Origin of the sequence: Pseudonocardia sp. CA-142604, from assembly GCF_050948475.1 — a bacterium.
GTDB classification, from domain to species: Bacteria; Actinomycetota; Actinomycetes; order Mycobacteriales; family Pseudonocardiaceae; genus Pseudonocardia; species Pseudonocardia alaniniphila.
Genome location: NZ_CP192045.1, coordinates 9,712,396 through 9,733,044, shown reverse-complemented (window position 1 = coordinate 9,733,044; position 20,649 = coordinate 9,712,396). Strand labels below are relative to the sequence as shown.

The window sequence follows — 20,649 nt, the reverse complement described above, 5'->3', positions numbered from 1 at the left end:
AGGAGGCGGAGTGACCCAGCGCGACTGGATCGAGAAGGACTTCTACCGCGAGCTGGGCGTCACCTCCGGCGCGTCCGCGGACGACATCAAGAAGGCGTACCGGAAGCTTGCGCGTGAGCTCCACCCGGACGCCAATCCGGGTGACGCCAACGCCGAGGCGCGGTTCAAGACCGTGTCCGAGGCGTACGGGGTGCTGTCCGACGAGAAGAAGCGCCGTGAGTACGACGAGACGCGTGCGCTCTTCGCCGGTGGCGGCGGCTACGGAGCCGGCGGGGGCTTCCCCGGCGGCTTCGGCGGCGGCGCGGCAGGCCAGGGCTTCGACCTGAACGACCTGTTCGGCCGGGCCGGTGCCGGGTCACCCGGCGCGGGCGGGGCAGGCGGGCTCGGCGACATCCTCGGTGGGATCTTCGGAAACCGCGGCGGGGCCGGCACCACCACCACGGGCCCTCGGGCGCAGCGTGGTGCCGACGTCGAGAGCGAGCTGCGTATCGACTTCATCGACGCCGTCCGCGGTGCGGAGGTGCAGCTGCGGCTGTCGTCGCCGGGCCGGTGTGAGCGGTGCGGCGGCACTGGTGCCCGGCCGGGCAGCACGCCGCGGCAGTGCCCCACCTGTGGTGGCGTCGGCCTGGTCAGCCGCAGCCAGGGCGCGTTCGCGTTCTCCGAGCCGTGCCGCGACTGCCGCGGCACCGGCCGGATCATCGACGACCCGTGCCCCGAGTGCGGGGGCGACGGCGTCAGCACCCGCACCCGCCTGCTCACCGTCCGGGTTCCGGCCGGTGTGGCCGACGGGCAGCAGATCCGGCTCAAGGGGCAGGGCGAGCCGGGCCGGGGTGGTGCACCGGCCGGTGACCTGTACGTGAAGGTGCACGTCAGCCCCCACCGGCTCTTCGGACGGTCGGAGCGCAACAACGACGACCTGACGCTGACGGTGCCGGTCACCTACCCCGAGGTGGCGCTCGGCAGCACGCTGACCGTGCCCACACTGGACTCCACCGTGTCGCTCAGGATTCCCCCGGGCACCTCGAGCGGGCGCACGTTCCGGGTCCGCGGGCGAGGTGTGAAGCGGAAGAGCGGAAAGACCGGTGACCTGCTCGTCACGGTCGAGGTGGCCGTGCCGAGCTCGCTCGACGACGGTGCCACCGAGGCGTTGCAGGCTTACGCCGAGGCCACCAAGTCGTTCGACCCGCGCGCAGATCTGCTCGGGGGCGGGTCATGAGCACCATCCCCGGCGGCCCGGCGCTACCGCCGGGCGCCAACCCGGACAGCCCCATCTTCGTCATCTCGGTGGCGGCGGAGCTGGCCGGGCTGCACGCCCAGACGCTGCGCAGCTACGACCGGCTGGGACTCGTGAGCCCCGGTCGGTCGCCTGGCGGCGGGCGGCGCTACTCCGTTCGTGACATCGCCCTGCTCCGCGAGGTCCAGCGGCTCTCCCAGGAGGAGGGCGTGAACCTCGCGGGCATCAAGCGGATCATCGAGCTGGAGCAGCTCGTCGACGAGCTGCGCGCCCGGCTGGACGAGCTGACACACGAGCTGATGGCCGCCCACGCCGCGGCGGAGCAGGCGGCAGCGAGCGTGCACGCCTCGTACCGGCGGGACCTGGTGCCGGTGGACCGACGCCAGGCCTTGGTGGTGTGGCGGCCGAAACCGCGCCGCGAAGAGAAGCAGAGCTGACCGCACGTACCTCTTGGCCACCGCACAGACGTCCTGACGTGTGCGCGGTGGCCAAGACGTGTGCGTGGTGGCTTGGTCAGTCCATCGTGAACGGGTCGTACCGGATGCGGTCGAGCGGTGTGCCCGCCACCAGCATTCGCGACACCGTGGAGCGGATCATGGCCGGTGACCCACAGACCAGCACGTCGTGGTCGGCCCACGCCCCGTAGCGCGTGACGACGTCGGCCAGGGTGCCCCGCTCGGCGCCCGAGCCGCCCTCGTCCTTCTCGACGACGGGGATGATGTCGAGCCAGGTGTTGCTGTAGGAGAGCCGCCGCAGGCTGGGGAAGTCGTACAGGTCGTCCCAGGTGCGGCCGCCCACGAACACCTGGGTGCGGGGCTGCTCCTCGCGCGTGGCCAGGTCCTCGAGGAGGGCCTTGATCGGAGCCATGCCGGTGCCGCCGGTGACCATCAGAAGCTCGCGTCCCGTGCCGGCTTCGACGTGCATGCGGCCCATCGGCGGCCCGATCCGCCAGGTGTCGCCGATCCGGGAGTGGGCGACGATCGCCCGGCTCACCCACCCGCCGTCGACGGCGCGGACGTGGAACTCCAGGGTGCCGTCGCTCCTCGGGGCGTTGGCCGGGGACAGGTAGCGCCACAGGCGTGGCCGCTGGGGCGTCTCCACACTCAGGTACTGGCCCGCCCGGTACGGGATCGCCTCGCTGGTCTGCACCGTGATCACCGCGAGGTCCCATCCGACGCGTCGGTGGTCCACCACCCGCCCGAGCCAGGACGCGGGGCCGCGGTCGGCCTGTGCGGCACTGATCATGGCGGCGGCGACGATCGCGTAGGCCTCGGACCAGGCCTTCTGGACCTCCGGCGTCCATGCAGCGCCGGAGTGGTGGCTGATGGTGCCGAGCAGCGACGCCCCGACCGCGTCGTAGTGCTGGGCGAGCACCCCGAACTTGCGGTGGTCGCGTCCGAGCTGCTCGAGGAAGGGCGTGAGGTCGTCGGGCTGGTCGACCATCTGGACGACGTGCACGAGCGCCCGCAGCAGGCGGCTGCGCTGCACCTCCATGTTGACCGGGAAGAGGTCGCGGGTCTGCGGGGCGATCTGGAACAGCGTGGCGTAGAAGTACCGCCCGAGGTCGTCCATGTGCGGCTCGACCACCGCGAAGCTGGAACGGATCAGCTCGACCATTCCGGACTGCTCGCTGCGGGGCGCGCCGACGCTGGGGAGGTCGGCAGCGAGCAACTGTTCAGCGGTCATGGATGGCCGACTCTTCCTGCTCGATGATCGGGGGGCGAGGGAGGGGCGTCCCTGGCCGGGGCAGCCTAACGCTCCGAGAGCGCCTTGGAGACCCTCCGTGCCTGGACCAGATCGTGTGGTGGCAGAAATGCCTCGTCCCCACCGCCGACCGTTCGGCGAACCGGCGGTCCGCAGGCAGGCGCGGGGTCAGCCGTGGCGCAAGCGGCGCACCGTTCTCACGACGATCGCCAGGCCACCCAGCAGGCCCAGCACCAGCCACACCAGCGCAGCGAACACCCCGACCCCGGTGATCAGGACGACGACGAGGAGCAGCACGCACGCGGCGACGGCGGCGTACGTGAGGCGCAGCGGCCCGTCCCCCTGCAGCGCCGCACGGACCACGGGCCTGGTCTGCTTGGGGAGGTATCGGACGGTCCACCACGTCAGTCCGCCCGCGATCACCAAGGTCACGGCTGCGGCGATGCGGCCCGACCACGTCGAGTCGAGCGGATCCTCTCCGCTGGAGACGATCACGGCCACGGTGGCCACCGCGAGCAGCATCCGCAGCCGCCAGGACAACTGCCAGAGCACCGCAGTGATGGTCTGCATGACCTTGGGCATCCCCGGCGCGAGCATGCCGGCGTCGATGAGCCCGCGCAGAGCCTGCGCGGGGCGGTGCCCTCTGGCGTCGAGGACGGCCAGGTCGTGCCTGGCCACGGCATGCTGCGGATCGAGCCGGAGCACCTCCTCGTAGGCCTGGCGGGCCGTCTCCTTGTCCCCGAGATCGCTGGTGACGTCGGCGAGCAGGAAATGCGACGCCGGGGAGTTCGGAGCGAGCTCCACGACCCGCCCGGCGGCCTGTGCTGCCTCGGGCAGGCGCCCGGCCCGCTTCAGCACCTCGGCGTACATCGTGGCGCCCGGGGTCTCCTCCGGGGCGAGTGTCACGGCCCGATACGCGGCCTCGACGGCCTCGTCGTGCCTGCCGAGTCCGGAGAGGAGCGCGGCCCGCAGCACGTGCGGCCGGTCGAACTCCGGAGCGGCGGCCGACGCTGCTTCGGCCGCGGCCAGCCCGTCGACGAGCTGCCCGGACTCGTACAGCACGGCCGCCAGCCCCAGGAGCAGCCCGGGATCGTTCGGGGAGGCGGCGAGCGCCTCGCGCGCGGCCCGTTCGGCGTCGTCGAGCCGGCCGAGGAGGCGCAGCTGTTCCACGCGGTGGAACGCGGTCGTCACAGCTTCTTGTGCTTCCGTAGGTAGGCCGAGAGGTCGTCGTAGTCGCCGTCGGAGTTGGAGAACGCGACGACGTTGCGGGCCGTGGCGAACCACGCTCCGGTGCTCGGCCGGACCTCCTTCACGGCCGCCTCCAGGTCCTTCGTGGTCAGCGCGTGCAGCCGGCCGATCTGCATCGACAGGGCGAGGGCCCGCTCGGCTGCCGTGGTGCAGACGTGCGCGACGTCGGCCCCGGAGAAGTGTTCGGTGAGCCGGACGATCCGGTCGAGGTCGACCTCGGCCACCGGGCGGTCGCGCAGGTGGTAGCGCAGGATCGCGGCGCGCGCCGGGGCGTCCGGCGGCAGGACGAGCACCATGCGGTCGAACCGGCCGGGGCGGCGCAGGGCGCTGTCGACGTCCCACGGGTGGTTGGTGGCACCGAGGGTGAAGACGCCGTCGTTGTTCCCGCCCAGGGAGTCCATCTCGCTCAGCATCTGGTTGACCGTGTTACGCATGCTGTTGGCGTGGCTGAGTTGCGAGCGCTTCTGGCCGAGGGCGTCGAGCTCGTCGAAGAACAGCACGCACGGAGCGCGGCGCCGGGCCTCGGCGAAGATCCGGGCCATGTTGCGCTCGCTCTGACCGGTGTACATATCGAGGACGTCGGAGACGCCGACGGTGAAGAAGTTCGCCCCGAGCTCGCCCGCGACAGCACGGGCGATGAACGTCTTTCCGCAGCCGGGAGGTCCATACAGGAGCAGGCCGCCCGTGAGGGTCTTGCCGAAGGCCTTGGCGAGCTCCGGGTTGCGCATGGGTCCGAGGAAGGCGAGCTCCAGGCGCTGCTTGACGTCCTCCATGCCGCCCACGTCGGCCAGCCGGATGCCGGGCTGCTCGATGTCCTCGACGACCGGTGACGACTCGCCGTGGGCGAGCACCGGCTCCGGGGTGCCGGCGACCTCCTCCTCGGCGTGCGTCCAGTCGTAGCCTTGCAGCCGGTGCTGCCCCGTTCTGTCGGGAGCCGGCGGCGCTGCGGGAGCCGGCTCGGCAGGCGCGGGCGCGGCGGCCACCTCCGGGGCGGGGGGCGCTGTGAGCCCGCTGGTCAGACGTTGCAGGAGGCCCATTGCGTCGGTGTTGGACGCGTCGCGGGCCAGCACCTGGATGCAGTGCTGCAGGGCCTCCGTGCTCCGGCCTCTTTCGGCCAGCAGCCCGGCCACATGCAGCCGGAGCGGAACGTCGTCAGGGGCGGTGGTCACCGCCGTGAGCAGGCTGGTCAGGAGAACATCGTCAGACATCGGCCGGAAGTATCGCCGAGACAGGGGCCTGGCTTTGCCTTGAGCGGAACAGACTCAACTTTCCTTACGTTCTTCCAAGCGACGGGCACGATGGTGCCCAGGCGACGATGCAGGAGGTACAGGGGATGGACTCTTTCAACCCCACCACCAAGGCGCAGCAGGCCATCTCGGCCGCCGTGCAGGCTGCTGCGCTCGCCGGCAACCCCGATGTCGGCCCGACGCACCTGTTGGGAGCTCTGCTCGCCCAGGGTGACGGGATCGCGGTGCCGCTGCTCACGGCGGTGGGTGCTGATCCGGCGGCCGTGCGGGGTGAGCTCGCGCAGCTCGGCAACCGCCTGCCCTCGGCGGCAGGTGCCACGGTGAGCGCCCCGCAGCTGTCCCGCGATGCCATCGCGGCGATCACCGCTGCCCAGCAACTAGCCACGGAGATGGGCGACGAGTACGTCTCCACCGAGCACCTGCTGTTCGGGCTCGCATCGGCGCATAGCCAGGTCGCCGACCTGCTGCGCCGCCACGGAGCCACGCCGGAGGCGCTGCGCGAGGCGTTCAGCAAGGTCCGCGGCAGCTCGCGGGTGACGAGCCCCGACCCCGAGGGCACCTACCAGGCCCTGGAGAAGTACGGCGTCGACCTCACCGAGCGGGCCCGCAAGGGCGAGCTCGACCCGGTGATCGGGCGCGACACCGAGATCCGCCGCGTCGTGCAGGTTCTGTCGCGGCGCACCAAGAACAACCCGGTGCTCATCGGTGAGCCCGGCGTCGGCAAGACGGCGATCGTCGAGGGGCTCGCCCAGCGGATCGTGGCGGGCGACGTCCCGGAGTCGCTGCGCGGCAAGCGTGTCGTGGCGCTCGACCTCGGGTCGATGGTCGCCGGCGCGAAGTACCGCGGTGAGTTCGAGGAGCGGCTGAAGGCCGTCCTGAAGGAGATCACCGACTCGGCGGGCCAGGTCATCACGTTCATCGACGAGCTCCACACGATCGTCGGTGCGGGTGCCACCGGCGAGGGCGCGATGGATGCCGGCAACATGATCAAGCCGATGCTGGCCCGCGGTGAGCTGCGGATGGTCGGCGCCACCACGCTGGACGAGTACCGGCAGCGCATCGAGAAGGACCCTGCGCTGGAGCGCCGTTTCCAGCAGGTACTGGTGGGCGAGCCCAGCGTCGAGGACACCATCGGCATCCTGCGCGGGCTCAAGGAGCGCTACGAGGTGCACCACGGCGTCCGGATCACCGACGCCGCTCTGGTGGCCGCTGCCACGCTGTCCGACCGGTACATCACCGCCCGGTTCCTCCCCGACAAGGCGATCGACCTCGTCGACGAGGCTGCGTCGCGACTTCGCATGGAGATCGACTCCCGTCCCGTGGAGATCGACACGGTCGAGCGAGCCGTGCGTCGGCTGGAGATCGAGGAGATGGCGCTGGAGAAGGAGGACGACCCCGCCTCCCGCGACCGGCTCGACGCGCTGCGTGCCGAGCTGGCGGAGAAGCGCGAGGAGCTGTCCGCCCTCACCGCCCGGTGGCAGAACGAGAAGGGCGCGATCGAGAGCGTCCGCGAACTGAAGGAGCAGCTCGAGGGGCTGCGTGGAGAGTCGGAGCGCGCCGAGCGCGACGGCGACCTCGGCAAGGCGGCTGAGTTGCGCTACGGGCGCATCCCGGCGCTGGAGAAGAGGTTGGAGGAGGCCACGGACGTCACGGCCCCCGATGCCGACGTGATGCTGAAGGAGGAGGTCGGCCCGGACGACGTGGCCGACGTCGTCTCCGCGTGGACCGGTATCCCCGCGGGCCGCATGCTCGAGGGCGAGACGGCCAAGCTGCTGCGCATGGAGGACGAGCTCAGCAAGCGGGTGGTCGGGCAGTCCGAGGCCGTGCGCGCTGTGTCCGACGCCGTGCGCCGGGCGCGGGCGGGGATCGCCGACGAGAACCGGCCCACCGGGTCGTTCCTGTTCCTCGGCCCCACCGGCGTGGGCAAGACCGAGCTGGCGAAGGCGCTCGCCGAGTTCCTGTTCGACGACGAGCGGGCGATGGTCCGCATCGACATGAGCGAGTACTCGGAGAAGCACAGCGTCGCCCGGCTCGTCGGTGCCCCGCCCGGCTACGTGGGCTATGACCAGGGTGGCCAGCTCACGGAGGCCGTGCGGCGCCGTCCGTACACGGTGGTGCTGTTCGACGAGGTCGAGAAGGCGCACCCGGACGTCTTCGACACGCTGCTCCAGGTGCTCGACGACGGCCGCCTGACCGACGGCCAGGGCCGCACGGTCGACTTCCGCAACACGATCCTCGTGCTCACGTCCAACCTGGGCACGCAGGCGATCTCCGACCCGTCGCTCGACGATCGGGGCCGCAAGGATGCCGTGATGGCGATCGTGCAGCGACACTTCAAGCCGGAGTTCCTCAACCGGCTCGACGACGTCGTGGTGTTCCACGCGCTGTCCACGGAGGAGCTCACGCACATCGTCGACATCCAGCTCGACGTCCTGCGTCGCCGGCTGGCGAAGCGGCGGCTCACGCTGGAGGTCTCCGATGCGGGCCGCGAGTGGCTGGCCATGAACGGTTTCGACCCCGTCTACGGGGCGCGGCCGCTGCGGCGGCTCGTGCAGTCGGCGATCGGCGACGCGCTCGCGAAGGAGTTGCTGTCCGGCGACATCCGCGAGGGCGACACCGTGCGCGTCGACCTCGACCCCATGGCGAGCGGTGGCATGGGTGGTCTGATCGTCGGCCGGGCGATGCCCGCAACGATCTGATCCAGTCGCCTGACGAACGGGGAGGGTGCCGGGTCGGTCACATGTGGGCCGGACCAGCACCCTTCCCGCCGTGGTGCCCCCGAGATCTCGCCATCGTGGGCTCGTGCCTTGCGCGCGGTACGGATCTGCTGTGACATCGAATGGACGCAGACACCGAGATCACGACCAGGAGGGGACATGACCGCCGGCGAGGAGATCGTGCTCGGCCCGCTGCCCAAGGGCATCACGCTTGCGAGCGAGGGCATGAACAAGAAGGTGTGGAACGTGCTCGGCCACACCTACTCGATGAAGGCCGCGAGCGAGTCGAGCTTCGCCTTCGAGACCTACGACCCGCCCGGCACCGGCGTGCCCCCACACGTGCATCCCACCCAGGACGAGCACATCTACGTGCTCGAGGGAGTGTTCACGCTCTACCTCGACGGCCAGTGGGAGACCGCAGGCCCTGGCGACACCGTGCGGATGCCGAGGAACCTCCCGCACGCGTACTACAACCGCGGCGAGGTGCCGACCCGAGGGCTCTTCTGGGTCAGCCCCGCCGGGCGTCTCGCTGCGCTGTTCGACAACCTGCACAACCTCGAGGACCCCGCCGAGGTCGTGCGGCTCTCCGCGCAGCACGACGTGGACTTCCTGCCGCCTGGTTCGGTCGAGGGCGCCTGAGGCTCCCCGCGGTCACGACGGGCGGTTCACCTGCTCGCTCGACGACCCGGATGCCCGGGCGTACCCGCTGACCACGGCGTCGATCTCCTCAGAGGTGATCACGTCCTCGAGCCGGGAGAACCCACGGGGAGCCCGGCGTTCGACCTCGTCGATCACGACCTCCGGCCCGCCCACCCGGTTGCGCAGCACCACCTCGCTCGTGGTGGGTAGGCGGTCGTCCTCGTACGCCTTCAGCGCGCGGACGGGGTCGGCGTGCTCGGCGAGGTGGCTGCTGATGCTCGTGGCGTCGAGGATCGCCTGGCCGGCTCCGTTGGAGCCCATCGGATACATCGGGTGGGCGGCATCGCCCAGGAGCGTCACCCGGCCACTGGTCCAGTAGGGCAGGGGGTCCCGATCGCACATCGGGAACTCGAAGCGCTCCGGCGTCGCGCGGATGAGACCTCTGTGGTCGACGTGCGGAACGTGGAATCGATCGAGATGCCCCGCGAACTCGTCCAGGTCGGCGGAACGCGACCAGTCCTGACGACGGGGCGGTGGGTCGCCTTCCTGGCCGGTCAGCACGCAGACCGCCCAGTTGGTGAGGTTCGTGCCGGGGCTCCGCCCCTCCGCGATCGGGTAGATCACCAGCTTCGCCGCAATGCCGCCGGCGATGATCATCGAGCGTCCGGTGCCGAACTCCGGCCAATCCGTGGCTCCTCGCCACATCAGCACGCCGTTCCAGCGGGGCGGGCCCTCGTCGGGGAAGAGGCTGGCGCGCAGTGCCGAGTGGATCCCGTCGGCGCCCACGAGCACGTCGCCCCGGACCATTCCCAACGTCTCTCCGCTGAGATCGACGAACTGCGCACTCACCCCGTCGGCGTCCTGTTCGAACCCGACCAACCGGTGGCCGGTCCGCACCGCGTCGGGACCCAGACGCTCCAGCACCGCCCGCAGCAGCACGCCCTGCAGCCTGCCCCGATGGTAGGAGAGCTGCGGAAACGCGAACCCGGCCGCCGTGCCGCACGGTCTACGGAGAATCTCCTGCCCTAGCCGATGGTGGTACGACAGCTCCCTGATCCGGATCCCCGCCTCGTCCAGCCGGTCGAGGAGCCCGAGCGCGGCCAGCTCCTTCACCGCGTGCGGCAACGCGTTGATGCCGACTCCGAGCGGGCGGATGTGCTCGCTCTGGTCGTAGACCGTGCAGTCGATGCCTTCATGGTGCAGCCGTAGAGCGGTGGTGAGGCCCCCTATGCCCGCTCCCACGATGATGACCCGCATGACGGTTCCCCCCGTCGTATCGATCAGCCCAGGATGGACCAGAGAGGCCCGTCACACATCTGTCCGACTCGGATCGCCACCAACGAGTCGGTGGATGGCACCCCGCGTCCGTTCACCCAGGAGGCTGTACCGGCGACATCAGGTGATCGGGCGTCCGCGCAGATCGAGGACCATCGGTCTAGGCTCCGGCCGTGGGACTCTCACCGACGGTGTGGTTCGTCATCGCCGTGATCGCCTTGGTGCTCGGCGCCGGCCTGGTGTTCGCCGACCGTCGGGGTGTGCCGGGCGGCGCCAAGGACCGGAAACGTTGGGCTGCCACGCACGACTGGGAGTACCTCGACACCGATCCCGTGCTGCCGAGCCGGTGGCGCTACGGGACGATCCACCAGGGTGGGCCCGGGGTGGCCCGCAACCTGATGAGTGGTGACGTGCCCACCCCCGAGGGACCGCGGCACGCCTACGTGTTCGACCACGAGCAGGCAGGCCGGCTCAACTCCGTGCTGGTGGCGGTGCAGGTGCAAGAACAGCTGCCCGCAGCCGTGGAACTGCGGCTCCCGTCGGCCCCGCTTCCCGACGATGCCGGCCTCGACCTGCTGGAGCCCGTCGGCGAGCGGTACGCGTTCGTCTCCGACCCCGACGTCGTGCGGCACCTCATCACGCCCCGCCTGGCGAAGGCCAGCGACCTCGTCGGCGACGACGTCGAGCTGTTGTGGGCGGAGGAGTCCTGGGTGCTCGCCACCGCTCCGCTGGGGTCCAGCTCGGAACGCGTGCAGGAGCTGCTCGCCGACCTCGCCGAGGTGGCCGCGGTGCTCGAGCAGTCTCTCCGGGTCAAGCGGCGCTGACCTGCCGCGACGCCGTCAGGGTGGCGCCTCAGTAGGCTCCGTCCGTGCCCATCGCGCTCATCACCGGAGCCACTTCTGGCATCGGCGCCGCATTCGCATCCCGCCTGGCACGTGACGGCCGGGACCTCGTACTCGTGGCGCGGAACCGCGAACGCCTGGAGGCCGCCGCGGTCGGGTACCGGGCTGCCGGTGTCGCCGTCGAGGTGCTGCCCGCGGATCTGTCCGTCGAGGAAGAGCGCGCCCGGGTTGCGGCGCGGCTGTCGAGCGCGGATGCCGCACCCGTCGACCTGCTGATCAACAACGCCGGCTACACGACCGGTGGCCTGCTCGACGTGGACAGCTCGGCCTTGCGAAGCCAGCTCGAGGTCAACGTGGCGGCCGTGCTCGAGCTGACCGTCGCGGCCTTGCCCGGCATGATCGACAGAAGCCGCGGTGCCGTGATCAACGTGTCGAGCATCAGCGGGTTCCTGCCCGGCAACTCGCAGTACAGCGCGGACAAGGCGTGGGTCACGGCCTTCACCGAGGCGGTGGCGGCCAAGGTCGCCGCCACCGGCGTGCGCGCGATCGCGCTCTGTCCCGGCTATGTCCGCACGGAGTTCCACGAGCGCGCCGGACTGGACGTCGGCGGCCGGAAGGGCCCGTTCTGGCTCGACGCGGACCGCGTGGTCGAGGAGTGTCTGGCGGATCTTGCGAGGGGAAAGGTCGTGTCGGTACCGAGCCCGCAGTACAAGGTCGTCGCTGCCGTGGTGGATCTGTTGCCCCGGCCGTTGGTCCGGCGACTGGTCAACTTCGCCCAGCGGGACCGCAAGTGATCGTCCCCTCCGGCGCTTGTGAAGGATGACGGCATGAACCCAGACACCGAGCGGGAGGAGCTGGCGGCCCTGATCCGCGAGCTTGGCGTGGTGCACGGCCGCGTCACTCTGTCCTCGGGCGCCGAGGCCGACTACTACGTCGATCTGCGACGGGCCACCCTCGAACACCGGGCTGCGCCGCTGGTCGGCAGGCTCCTACGGGTGCTCACCGCCGACTGGGAGTACTCGGCCGTCGGCGGCCTGACCCTCGGCGCCGACCCGGTGGCCGATGCCGTTCTGCACGCCGCGGCGGCCGAGCGGGCGGCGCTGCCCGATACCCCGCCCGTCGACGCGTTCGTCGTGCGGAAGGACACCAAGCAGCACGGCATGCAGCGCCTCATCGAGGGACCGGACATCGCCGGGCGCAACGTTCTCGTCGTGGAGGACACCTCGACGACCGGGGCGTCCGTGCTCACCGCGGTGCGGGCGGTACGTGATGCCGGAGCCACCGTCGTCGGTGTCGCCACCGTGGTGGATCGGGACACCGGCGCGCGCCAGGTGATCGAGGACGAAGGAATTCCGTATCGAGCGCTGCTCGGGCTGGCCGATCTCGGCCTGGGCTAGCCCTCCGCGTACCCCCCGTACGACCGGAACGCGTGTGGCCGGCCGGGGTTCGCCCGGCACAGCCACACGCGTTCCGTGCGACGGCTCTGGTGGGGTTACTCCACCGTGATGCGCACCGCGTCGAAGGCGGGAGTCTGGTCGGCCCGCTGCATCATCGGGATGCGGTGGGAGCCGTCACCTGCCCACACCGCGCACTGGGCGGTGCCGGCGGTCGGCATCCCCGTCACGGTGATCTTCACGGTGTCGGGCTCGGCGCCACCACCATTGTCCTGCGTGGCGAGGAAGAACTCCGGCGCGGGCGCAGCGTCCGGCGCGGTGTCGGTGGTCTCGAGCATCCGGCAGGCGGTGTGGAAGTGCCCGCGCTGCAGGCCGTCCTCGTTGAGGAAGGAGCTCTCGAGGTAGTAGCCACCCGCTGCGGCACCGAGGAACCGGTCGCGCACCAGGTTGCGGGTGCTCACGGAGATCGTGAACTTCTCGTTCGCGCGGACGCTGCGGGGTGAGTCCGTGATGAGCAGCGACGGGCTCTTGTCCTCCGACGCCACCTCGCCGAACGCCGTGCTCACACAGCGCGGGGCGAGCTGGAAGCCGTCGTGGGGCTGGAGCTTGCTCTCCGTGCAGTCCCTGCCCAGCACGTCGAGCCCGTTGTTCTCGGCGGGCGGCTGCTCGTCGCCGTTGTCGCCCTGGCCGTTGTCGTCCTGCCCGTTGTTGCCCTGCCCGTTGTTGCCCTGCCCGTTGTTGCCCTGCCCGTTGTCGCCCTGCCCGTTACCGCCGCCGCCGTTGTTGTCGCCGCCGTTGTCATTGCCGTTGTTGTCGCCGCCTTGGCCGTTGTCGCCCTGGCCGTTGTCGCCGTTGTTGTTTCCGCCTTGGCCGTTCTCGTTCTGGCCGCTGTCGCCGTTGTTGTCGCCGTCTTGGCCGCCGTTTCCGCCGTTGTTGTCGCCGGAACCTTCTGAATTGTTGTCATCGGGGGCCTGCCCCGGGTTGCCGCCGTGGTTCTGGCCGCCTTCGGCGCTGTGGCCGCTGTGACCCGATCCGCCTGCCGGGGTCGACACGCTGCTGTTGCCCGAGGACGCGTATGCGTAGTCGCAGGCGGTGGGAAGGACGGTCACCACCAGGGCGGCCGCAGAGATCGCGAGCTTACGCACCGTGCTCCGGTGTCGTTCGCTTCTGGACGGGGACATGAAGCTCCGTTCGGGGTCGGGGAGCGGGGAACCGGAGAGCCGAGTGGCCACTCCGGCTGGGATCCGGCGGCTTGGGAGCGTTGAGCTAGCGCCGGGAATGGCGGGACTTGGCGGACTTGGAACGGCCGCCGCTGCGATGGGATCCGCTGTCGGACACGGCGCGGTGGGATCCGGTGCCGGACACAGCGCGCTGCGATCCGGTATCGGAGACGGTCCGGTGGGACCCCGTGTCGGAGACGGCCCGGTGTGAACCGGTCTCGGAAACCGTGCGGTGGGATCCGGTGTCGGAGACCGTGCGGTAGGAACCGGTGTCGGACACCGCCCGGCGGGACCCGCTGTCGGAGACCCACCGATGCGACCCGGTTTCGGTGACGGTGCGGTGGGGGCCCGTGTCCGAGACGCTGCGGGTCGATCCGGTGGTGGAGTAGGTCGAGGTGCCTGCGTCGAGTCCGGCGCCGACGGGCGACTCCAGGTGGGAGAAGCGGGGGCCTGCGATCGCCGCGACGGGCGTGAGTTCGGGGAGGGGCGCCGCGGCGGGTGCCGGGCTGCGCTGCGGCACGGTGACCCTGCTCCGTTTCGCGGCGTTACGGCTGCGCACGGCGGCGAACGCGGCGATGGCCGCGAGGAGCGCGGCGACGAACACCAGAATCGGCACGATGAGGTCGCTGGTCTGGGTACCACCGGAGAGCAGGCCCGGCGATGCCTCCGGGAGCGCCGCGTAGTCCACCAGACCCGTGCCCTCGAGATATCCGATGTGCCGGCTGACGAACGCGTTGGCCGTCTCGGCGAACTGACGCACCAGCTCGTTACGCGTGGTGGCCCGCACCTGAGCGATGATCGGCAGCACGGTGCCGTGCGCGTCGCGCAGCCGCTGGACGAACACGCGGTCGTAGTCCGAGCCCGTCTGCCGCGAGATCTCGTTCATCCAGCCGACCTGCTGGTCGCTGGGGCTGCTCGGCAGCAGCACGCCGAGCTGGTTGGCGGCCTTACGGACCTCCGCGTCGAGGTTGGCGTGTTCCTCGGAGATCTTCCGTCCGGCTTCCTGCACCTCGGGGGAGCTCGCCTGCGTCTCCGCCTGCTGACCCGTCGGTCCTTCCCAGAGGCCGGCGAGCCTCACCTTGACGAGCAGGTCACGGTCGGCCGGTCCCAACGGTCCCCACTGGGTCTGGGTCCAGCCGCCGGTGCCGGGAGTCCCGGCGGCCCACGATTGGTACACCGATGCGGACACGGCGAGGATCACGGCGACGATCACGGCGCGGCGAAGCAAGCGGGGGATACTGCGGAGCATCGGAGCCTTCCTGATGGTTCACACGAAGTCGAACTGTTCGGTGTGCACGCGGGCCGGTGCCACACCGAGGGTGTCGAGAGCGCTCAAGGCGTCCGTGACCAACGCGGGCGGGCCACAGATGAAGAAGTCGAGATCGTCGGGGTGCTGCCCTTCCGGAAGCACCATCGAGAGCAGGCCGGCACCGATGTCGCCGGTGTAGCCGTCCCAGCCGTCGTGCGGACGGCGCAGCACCTCGGTGACCACGAGATCGAGGTGGAACCGCAGCTCCGCGAGCTCGTCGCGGAACAGCAGGTCTTCCGGTGAGCTGGCCACGACGACCAGCCGGTACGGCCGCGGATCCCCCCGGTGCGCGGCCGTGCGGAGCATGCTCATCATCGGCGTGATCCCGACGCCGCCGGCGATCATCACGAAGCCGGCCCCCGCGCCGACGTCGTTGGTGAAGGCGCCGTGCGGGCCGTCCACCCAGACCGGGGAGCCCGGCGGGAGGCGGCGCAACGCGCGGGTGAAGTCCCCGGCGTGGCGGATCGTGAACTCGGTGGTGTCCATGTGCGCGCTGGAGGCGATCGTGAAGGGGTGCTCCTCGGCGGTCACCGACCGGTCCAGCCGGATCCAGGCGAACTGGCCGGGCGCGAAGGCCCAAGAGTTCACCGGCGGACCGTGCCGTTGGCGCCGAGGCTCCAGCACGAGCGTGCTCACCGTCGAGTTCTCGCGGCGCACTTCCCGGACCAGGAACTCGGTGGACGTGTCGAACATCGGGCGCCATGCCCAGCGGTAACCGAAGATCCCGACCACGATGGCCGCGAGCAGTCCGAAGACGGTGCCGGTCGCCGGCATGGCCACGAGGTGGTCGAGCCACCACACGTGCAACGCCGACAACGTGATCACCACGACTGCCAGCGCAACGTGGAGCCACCGCCACAGCTCGTAGCGAAGCCCCGTCCGCCCCTTCAGGGCGACGAGCGCGACGAGAGCGGCGAGTGCGACGGTCGCCCCGACCGCGGCACGTGCCCGGGCAGGGGCCGTCTCGAAGTTCAGCAGCGCGACGTTGGCCGGGTTCGCGGCGACGACGCAGGCGAGATGGACGAATACCAGCGTCGCCGTGACCACGCCGAGGAACCGATGGATGTCGATCACGCTCTCGATGCCGAACGCACGGTTCAGAGACCGGAGCCGGGACGGCAGGACCGCCGCCGAAACCAGCGCGGAGAGCGCCAGCAACCCGGTCACGACGGAGAGGTGATCCCACAGCGGCTCGTTGGGTGCGATCGCGAGCCACATGAGGGAGGGCGCGACGACGATGAGGCCGAAGACGCTCAGCCACGCCGTGCGCACCATCCGTTGATCCATGGGCGGGACGGTAGGAGGCAGCCTCAGGTCCAGGTTGCGAAGCTGAGAACGCAGTGGGCCGGAAGCGGCTGCTGGCGCGACGAGTGGTCGCGGTATTGCTCCGAATGTCCTAGTACTTGGGGCCGAATGCCGCGTAACACCCTCAGGTCCGGCTGCGATCTCGCCGCGCAAACCGCCGTTCGCCACTCGCCGCTGGCGGCCCACCGCACGAGGACGGACGTCGAGGACGAACGGGACCACCGGCACGACGGACGGATCTCGCCCCAACCGCCAGCAGCCGAACCCGGCGAGTCGCCCGTTCCTCGCACCGCTGACGGCTCCCCCACAAACACGCGAGTCGCCCGTATTCAGTTCGAGAGTCGCCCGACTTCTGGGCGCGCCGTCGTGTGGATCAGTGGGGGCGACCCGTGCCCCGGTGCGCGAGCCGCCCGTTCGCACACTACGAGCAGCCCGCCCCCGGCGCAGTGTTCGCGACGCAATCGTTGCCCTCCGGCACAACGAGCAACGGCCGAACCCGGGCACGGGCGGAGCGCGGGAGAATTCGGTCATGAGCAAGGACGAGACGGAGCCGGCCGAGGACGGGCCCGCACCAGCACGCCGGAGCGCAGCGACGCGGGACGGGCGGCTCGTCGACTCCGAACGGACACCTCACGCTCGGGACGAGGGCCACTCGCGGGAGGGCGGCGGCCGGGCGACTTCGGCGCGGGATTCGAGCGGCTCGCGTGGGGGTGAGGAGCGGGCGACTCACGCTCGGGATGAGGGCCACTCGCGCGCGGGGGGCGGCCGGGCGACTCCGGCGGAGGACGCGGGCAGCTCGCACGGGGGTGGCGGCCGGGCGGCTCAGCCGGAGGAAGCAGGCGACTCGCGGGAAGGCTGGGAGCAGCCGGCTCGGGGCCGGGTTTCGGGCGACTCGCGCGGGAGCGGGGAGCGGGCGACGCGGGCGGAGGAAGCGGGCGACTATCGGGGGGAGGTTGCCGGTGACGATGCCGAGGTCGGCGGCGGGCCCAGCGAGTGGCAGGTGCCGGGACAGGTCGGCGTCGGGCCGTGGCCGGGCGGCCGGACGGCCTGGCCACAGGGCGAGCGCTACGACCCCGACCTGCTCGAACACGGCGACGCGCGCAACGTCGCCGATGCCTATCGCTACTGGCGCCGTGAAGCCGTGGCCGCCGAACTCGCCCGGCGCGCGCATCCGTTCCACGTGGCGATCGAGAACTTCGGCCACGACCACAACATCGGCACGGTGGTGCGTACCGCCAATGCGTTCGGCGCGGCGGGCGTGCACATCGTCGGGCGGCGGCGCTGGAACCGCCGCGGCGCGATGGTGACCGACCGCTACCTGCAGGTGCACCACCACGACGACGTCGCCGGCCTGATGACGTTCGCGACGGAGCACGGGCTCGTCGTGGTCGCCGTGGACAACACGCCCGGCGCGCAGCGGCTCGAGACCGCGGACCTGCCGCGCAACTGCCTGCTGTTGTTCGGCCAGGAAGGCCCCGGGGTGACCGGTGAGGCGCACGCGGCCGCCGCGATGACGGTGTCGATCGCCCAGTTCGGCAGCACCCGTTCGATCAACGCGGGCGTGGCCGCTGGCATCGCTATGCACGCCTGGATCCGCCGGCACGCGGACCTGTCGGACGCGTGGTGAACGAGCCCGGCAGACGACGAACGCGCACTGGTTCATCGTGCCGGCGGACCCACTGCGCGCTCGCCACGAACCCGGTCGAAAACCCGGCTGGAGATCGGTCCTGAGGTACCTAGACTCCGCCCGTGACCAGCCGCCAGACGCTCGTGTTCGACGCCGACGACACGTTGTGGGAGAACAACGTCCTCTTCGAGCGGGTGATCGATGCGTACCTCGACTGGCTGGCACACCCCACCCTCGACCGGGCGGCCACCCGCGCGGTGCTGGACGAGGTGGAGCGGGCCAACGTCGTCGTCCACGGGTACGGCAGCGCAAGCTTCCTGCGCAGCCTCGGCGACACCTTCCAGCGGCTCAACGAACGCCCCGCCACGACGGCCGAGGCGCGCCGGATCGAGGAGCTCGCAGGCGCCCTGGTCAACCACGAGGTCGAGCTCGTGCCGGGGGTGGCCGAGACGCTCGCCGAGCTCGGCGAGCGCCATGACCTCCGCCTGCTCACCAAGGGCGATCACGCCGAGCAGCAGCGCAAGATCGACGCGTCCAACCTTGCGCACCACTTCCGCAGCGTGCACATCGTGGCCGAGAAGCGGGAGACGACGTACCGCGAGCTCGTTGCCGAGCAGGGGCTCGTCCCGGCCACCACGTGGATGATCGGGAACTCGCCACGGTCGGACATCCTCCCGGCCCGTGCGGCAGGCCTCGGGGCGGTGTTCATCCCGAACCGGTACACCTGGGTGCTCGAGCACGACGAGCTTGACCTCGACGACCATGGTGTGCTGCACCTGCAGCGGTTCACCGAACTGGTCGAGCACTTCTGAGGAGAGCTAGCAGAGGTACTCGGACGGCCTGCGGAGCATGGCGAGGAGCATCGCCGGCAGCATCAGGACGTGGCCGAGCACGAACATCGCATCGGCCGACAGCCAGCCCGCCCAGAACGGCGGGAGAAGCACCACGAACGGCACGTACATCGCCAGGCCCATCTCCGCGATGGCCACCCACCGGTGCCGGCGCACGGCCATCCAGAGGGCCATGCCCAGCGTCATGTTCGTGGCCATGACGAGAAGGTGGAGCTCGGTGCTTCCGTGCAGCTCGGGCCACAACGGCCCGAGCGCCACCATCCCGACGACCATCGCGAGCAGCATCTCGAGGAAATGGCGCCAGAAGCGGCGGTCGGCGAGCGCCGCGCGCCTGGCCTGCGCCGGCATCGTCATGACCGTGCCCGCCGGTACTCCTGCGCCCGCTCCATCACGGCTGAGCCGACCCGGCTGGGGTGCCCGGCGTCGAACGGGGGCTGCGGGTCGTACTCGATGAGCATCTGCGCCGCCCGCGCCGCCACGTCGTCGACGAGCACCTCGACGAGCCGGATGGCCATGTCGATACCCGATGACACGCCCGCTGCGGTGATCAGGCGCTCGGGCAGGTGCTCGACCACCCGTTGCGTCACGGGCACGGCACCGAGCTTCTCCAGGTGATCCATGGCCCCCCAGTAGGTGGTGGCCGTGAGCCCGTCGAGAAGCCCGGCCGCGGCGAGGACGAGCGAGCCCGTGCAGACCGACGTGGTGAATCGCGTGCGCGGGTGGACCGCGCGCAGCCAGTCGAGGTGGGCTCCCCCGTTGAGCAGGGCACGTGAGCCGGGTCCACCCGGCACCACCACGATGTCCGGCGACTGCACGTCGGCGAACGTCTTGTCGACCGTGAGGCCGAGGAAGCCGGTGTCGGCGCGGACCTCGCCGCGGTGCTCGCCGACGAACACGACGTCGTGCTCCGGCACGGTCTGCAGCACCTCGTAGGGCCCGATCGCGTCGAGCGCGGTCAGCCGGGGGAACAGCATGATGGCGACCTGCATGGTCACGTCCTTCCGTCGATGGGCGCGGTGGTGGCGAAATGCCGTCGGTACTGGTCGGGGGCCACGCCGATCCGGCGCAGGAACGCGCGCCGCATCGTCTCCGCGGTGCCGAAGCCCGCACGCGCCGCTGCGACGGTGACGAGCACCGGTTCGGACTCCAGCAGCCTCTTGGCGGCGTCGACGCGCACCTGCTCGACGTAGTCGCCCGGCGACCGCCCGAGTGCGCGGGTGAACTCGCGGCTGAAGTGGCGCTCGCTCATGCCCACGCGTGCTGCGAGGACCGGCACCCGCAGGTCGGCTGCCGGGTCGCTGTGGATGAGGTCCTGCGCGGCCCTGATCGAGGGCTGGCGCGCAGGCGGCGACCAGACGGGTCCGGCGAACTGGCTCTGCCCACCCGGCCTGCGCAGGAACACCACGAGCTCGCGCGCGACGTACTGTGCGATCTCGGCGCCGTGGTCGGCCTCGACGAGAGCAAGGGCCAGGTCGACACCGGCGGTGACGCCCGCGGCCGTCCAGATGCGGCCCTGCTGCAGGTAGATGGGGTCGGGACGCACGTCGACGGCCGGGTACCGGGCGGCGAGCGCCGGTGCGTAGCGCCAGTGTGTGGTGGCGGACAGGCCGTCGAGCAGTCCGGCGGCGGCCAGCGCGAACGCCCCCGTGCACACCGAGACGACCCGCTCGGCGCGTGGGGCGGCGCGGCGGAGCCACTCGACCAGCGGGTGGTCGGACGTCATGGCGCGTGACCCGCCGCCGCCCGGCACCAGCAGCGTGCCGATCTCACCCGTCTCCGGGAGCGGGCCGTCCGGGCACATGCGCATGCCGCTGTCGGACGTGACGGTTCCCGGGGTCTCCGCGACCAGGGTGACGCGGTAGCCCGCCCTCTCGGACCCGAGGTGGTCGAGTAGCCGCGTGGCACCCATCAGCACCTCGTGCGGGCCCGTGGCGTCCAGCGGCTGGATGCCGTCGAAGACGGGGATGACCACCTGGTGGCTGGGCATGTACTCACGGTGGTCGCACGACGGTATGGCGTCAACGACACGAACCCCAC

19 protein-coding genes are annotated in these 20,649 nt (G+C 71.0%); 9 read left to right on the top strand and 10 right to left on the bottom strand.

Going from position 1 to position 20,649, the window contains the following annotated elements:
- The first annotated feature begins 10 nt into the window (after nt 1-10).
- Both dnaJ and ACQPZQ_RS44490 read left to right on the top strand, forming a co-directional pair.
- Nucleotides 11-1,216: a molecular chaperone DnaJ gene (dnaJ, locus tag ACQPZQ_RS44495; RefSeq protein ID WP_433290474.1), complete on the top strand. Its 1,206-nt coding sequence runs from the start codon at nt 11-13 to the stop codon at nt 1,214-1,216.
- Nucleotides 1,213-1,671: a heat shock protein transcriptional repressor HspR gene (locus tag ACQPZQ_RS44490; protein ID WP_433290473.1), complete on the top strand. Its 459-nt coding sequence runs from the start codon at nt 1,213-1,215 to the stop codon at nt 1,669-1,671. Before dnaJ ends, ACQPZQ_RS44490 begins: the two co-directional genes overlap by 4 nt.
- A 76-nt stretch (nt 1,672-1,747) precedes the next feature.
- Here the strand turns inward: ACQPZQ_RS44490 and ACQPZQ_RS44485 are convergent, their stop codons facing one another.
- From ACQPZQ_RS44485 to ACQPZQ_RS44475, 3 genes are all read right to left on the bottom strand, one after another.
- On the bottom strand, nt 1,748-2,920 hold the full coding sequence (locus tag ACQPZQ_RS44485) for a globin domain-containing protein (protein ID WP_433290472.1): 1,173 nt from the start codon (nt 2,918-2,920) through the stop codon (nt 1,748-1,750).
- A gap of 186 nt (nt 2,921-3,106) precedes the next feature.
- Complete coding sequence (locus ACQPZQ_RS44480; RefSeq protein ID WP_433290471.1) at nt 3,107-4,129, bottom strand: tetratricopeptide repeat protein; 1,023 nt, start codon at nt 4,127-4,129, stop codon at nt 3,107-3,109.
- Nucleotides 4,126-5,394 carry an AAA family ATPase gene (locus tag ACQPZQ_RS44475; RefSeq protein ID WP_433290470.1) on the bottom strand — a complete coding sequence of 423 codons (1,269 nt, stop codon included), beginning with the start codon at nt 5,392-5,394 and terminating at the stop codon, nt 4,126-4,128. The genes ACQPZQ_RS44480 and ACQPZQ_RS44475 overlap by 4 nt, the downstream gene beginning before the upstream one ends.
- A gap of 125 nt (nt 5,395-5,519) precedes the next feature.
- On the opposite strand from ACQPZQ_RS44475, the gene clpB reads away from it, so the two are divergent.
- Both clpB and ACQPZQ_RS44465 read left to right on the top strand, forming a co-directional pair.
- Nucleotides 5,520-8,132, top strand: coding sequence for an ATP-dependent chaperone ClpB (gene clpB / locus ACQPZQ_RS44470; RefSeq protein ID WP_433290469.1), 2,613 nt, complete (start codon nt 5,520-5,522; stop codon nt 8,130-8,132).
- 177 nt (nt 8,133-8,309) lie between these two features.
- On the top strand, nt 8,310-8,789 hold the full coding sequence (locus ACQPZQ_RS44465; protein WP_433290468.1) for a cupin domain-containing protein: 480 nt from the start codon (nt 8,310-8,312) through the stop codon (nt 8,787-8,789).
- Between the two features lie 12 nt (nt 8,790-8,801).
- Here ACQPZQ_RS44465 and ACQPZQ_RS44460 read toward each other — a convergent pair whose 3' ends face one another.
- Nucleotides 8,802-10,046, bottom strand: coding sequence for a flavin-dependent oxidoreductase (locus ACQPZQ_RS44460; RefSeq protein WP_433290467.1), 1,245 nt, complete (start codon nt 10,044-10,046; stop codon nt 8,802-8,804).
- Nucleotides 10,047-10,237: 191 nt separating this feature from the next.
- Between ACQPZQ_RS44460 and ACQPZQ_RS44455 the strand changes: the two genes are divergently transcribed.
- From ACQPZQ_RS44455 to pyrE, 3 genes are read left to right on the top strand one after another with little or no spacing between them, the layout of a single operon-like run.
- Nucleotides 10,238-10,888: a hypothetical protein gene (locus ACQPZQ_RS44455; protein ID WP_433290466.1), complete on the top strand. Its 651-nt coding sequence runs from the start codon at nt 10,238-10,240 to the stop codon at nt 10,886-10,888.
- Between the two features lie 44 nt (nt 10,889-10,932).
- Nucleotides 10,933-11,700 carry an SDR family NAD(P)-dependent oxidoreductase gene (locus ACQPZQ_RS44450; protein WP_433290465.1) on the top strand — a complete coding sequence of 256 codons (768 nt, stop codon included), beginning with the start codon at nt 10,933-10,935 and terminating at the stop codon, nt 11,698-11,700.
- A 33-nt stretch (nt 11,701-11,733) separates the two neighbouring features.
- A complete protein-coding gene (pyrE, locus tag ACQPZQ_RS44445) occupies nt 11,734-12,303 on the top strand; it encodes an orotate phosphoribosyltransferase (protein ID WP_241036675.1) in 570 nt (189 codons plus the stop codon).
- A gap of 95 nt (nt 12,304-12,398) precedes the next feature.
- Here the strand turns inward: pyrE and ACQPZQ_RS44440 are convergent, their stop codons facing one another.
- From ACQPZQ_RS44440 to ACQPZQ_RS44430, 3 genes are all read right to left on the bottom strand, one after another.
- Entirely contained in the window at nt 12,399-13,445 is a 1,047-nt protein-coding gene (locus ACQPZQ_RS44440; RefSeq protein WP_433290464.1) for a hypothetical protein, read from the bottom strand.
- Between the two features lie 121 nt (nt 13,446-13,566).
- On the bottom strand, nt 13,567-14,769 hold the full coding sequence (locus ACQPZQ_RS44435) for a DUF4142 domain-containing protein (RefSeq protein WP_433290463.1): 1,203 nt from the start codon (nt 14,767-14,769) through the stop codon (nt 13,567-13,569).
- A gap of 18 nt (nt 14,770-14,787) precedes the next feature.
- Nucleotides 14,788-16,116, bottom strand: a complete 1,329-nt coding sequence (locus ACQPZQ_RS44430; protein ID WP_433290462.1) for a ferredoxin reductase family protein — start codon at nt 16,114-16,116, stop codon at nt 14,788-14,790.
- A gap of 1,018 nt (nt 16,117-17,134) precedes the next feature.
- On the opposite strand from ACQPZQ_RS44430, the gene ACQPZQ_RS44425 reads away from it, so the two are divergent.
- The gene (locus tag ACQPZQ_RS44425) at nt 17,135-17,761 is read left to right on the top strand and encodes a TrmH family RNA methyltransferase (protein WP_433299685.1); all 627 of its coding nucleotides are present in this window, start codon (nt 17,135-17,137) and stop codon (nt 17,759-17,761) included.
- Nucleotides 17,762-17,883: 122 nt separating this feature from the next.
- Nucleotides 17,884-18,573: an HAD family hydrolase gene (locus ACQPZQ_RS44420; protein WP_433290461.1), complete on the top strand. Its 690-nt coding sequence runs from the start codon at nt 17,884-17,886 to the stop codon at nt 18,571-18,573.
- Between the two features lie 6 nt (nt 18,574-18,579).
- Here the strand turns inward: ACQPZQ_RS44420 and ACQPZQ_RS44415 are convergent, their stop codons facing one another.
- The 3 genes from ACQPZQ_RS44415 to ACQPZQ_RS44405 are packed head-to-tail and all read right to left on the bottom strand — an operon-like array spanning nt 18,580 to nt 20,599.
- Nucleotides 18,580-18,960 (bottom strand): hypothetical protein, encoded by a 381-nt coding sequence (locus tag ACQPZQ_RS44415; RefSeq protein ID WP_433290460.1) that lies wholly within the window; start codon nt 18,958-18,960, stop codon nt 18,580-18,582.
- A gap of 2 nt (nt 18,961-18,962) precedes the next feature.
- A complete protein-coding gene (locus ACQPZQ_RS44410) occupies nt 18,963-19,601 on the bottom strand; it encodes a DJ-1/PfpI family protein (RefSeq protein ID WP_433290459.1) in 639 nt (212 codons plus the stop codon).
- 2 nt (nt 19,602-19,603) lie between these two features.
- On the bottom strand, nt 19,604-20,599 hold the full coding sequence (locus ACQPZQ_RS44405) for a GlxA family transcriptional regulator (RefSeq protein WP_433290458.1): 996 nt from the start codon (nt 20,597-20,599) through the stop codon (nt 19,604-19,606).
- Nucleotides 20,600-20,649 lie beyond the last annotated feature (50 nt).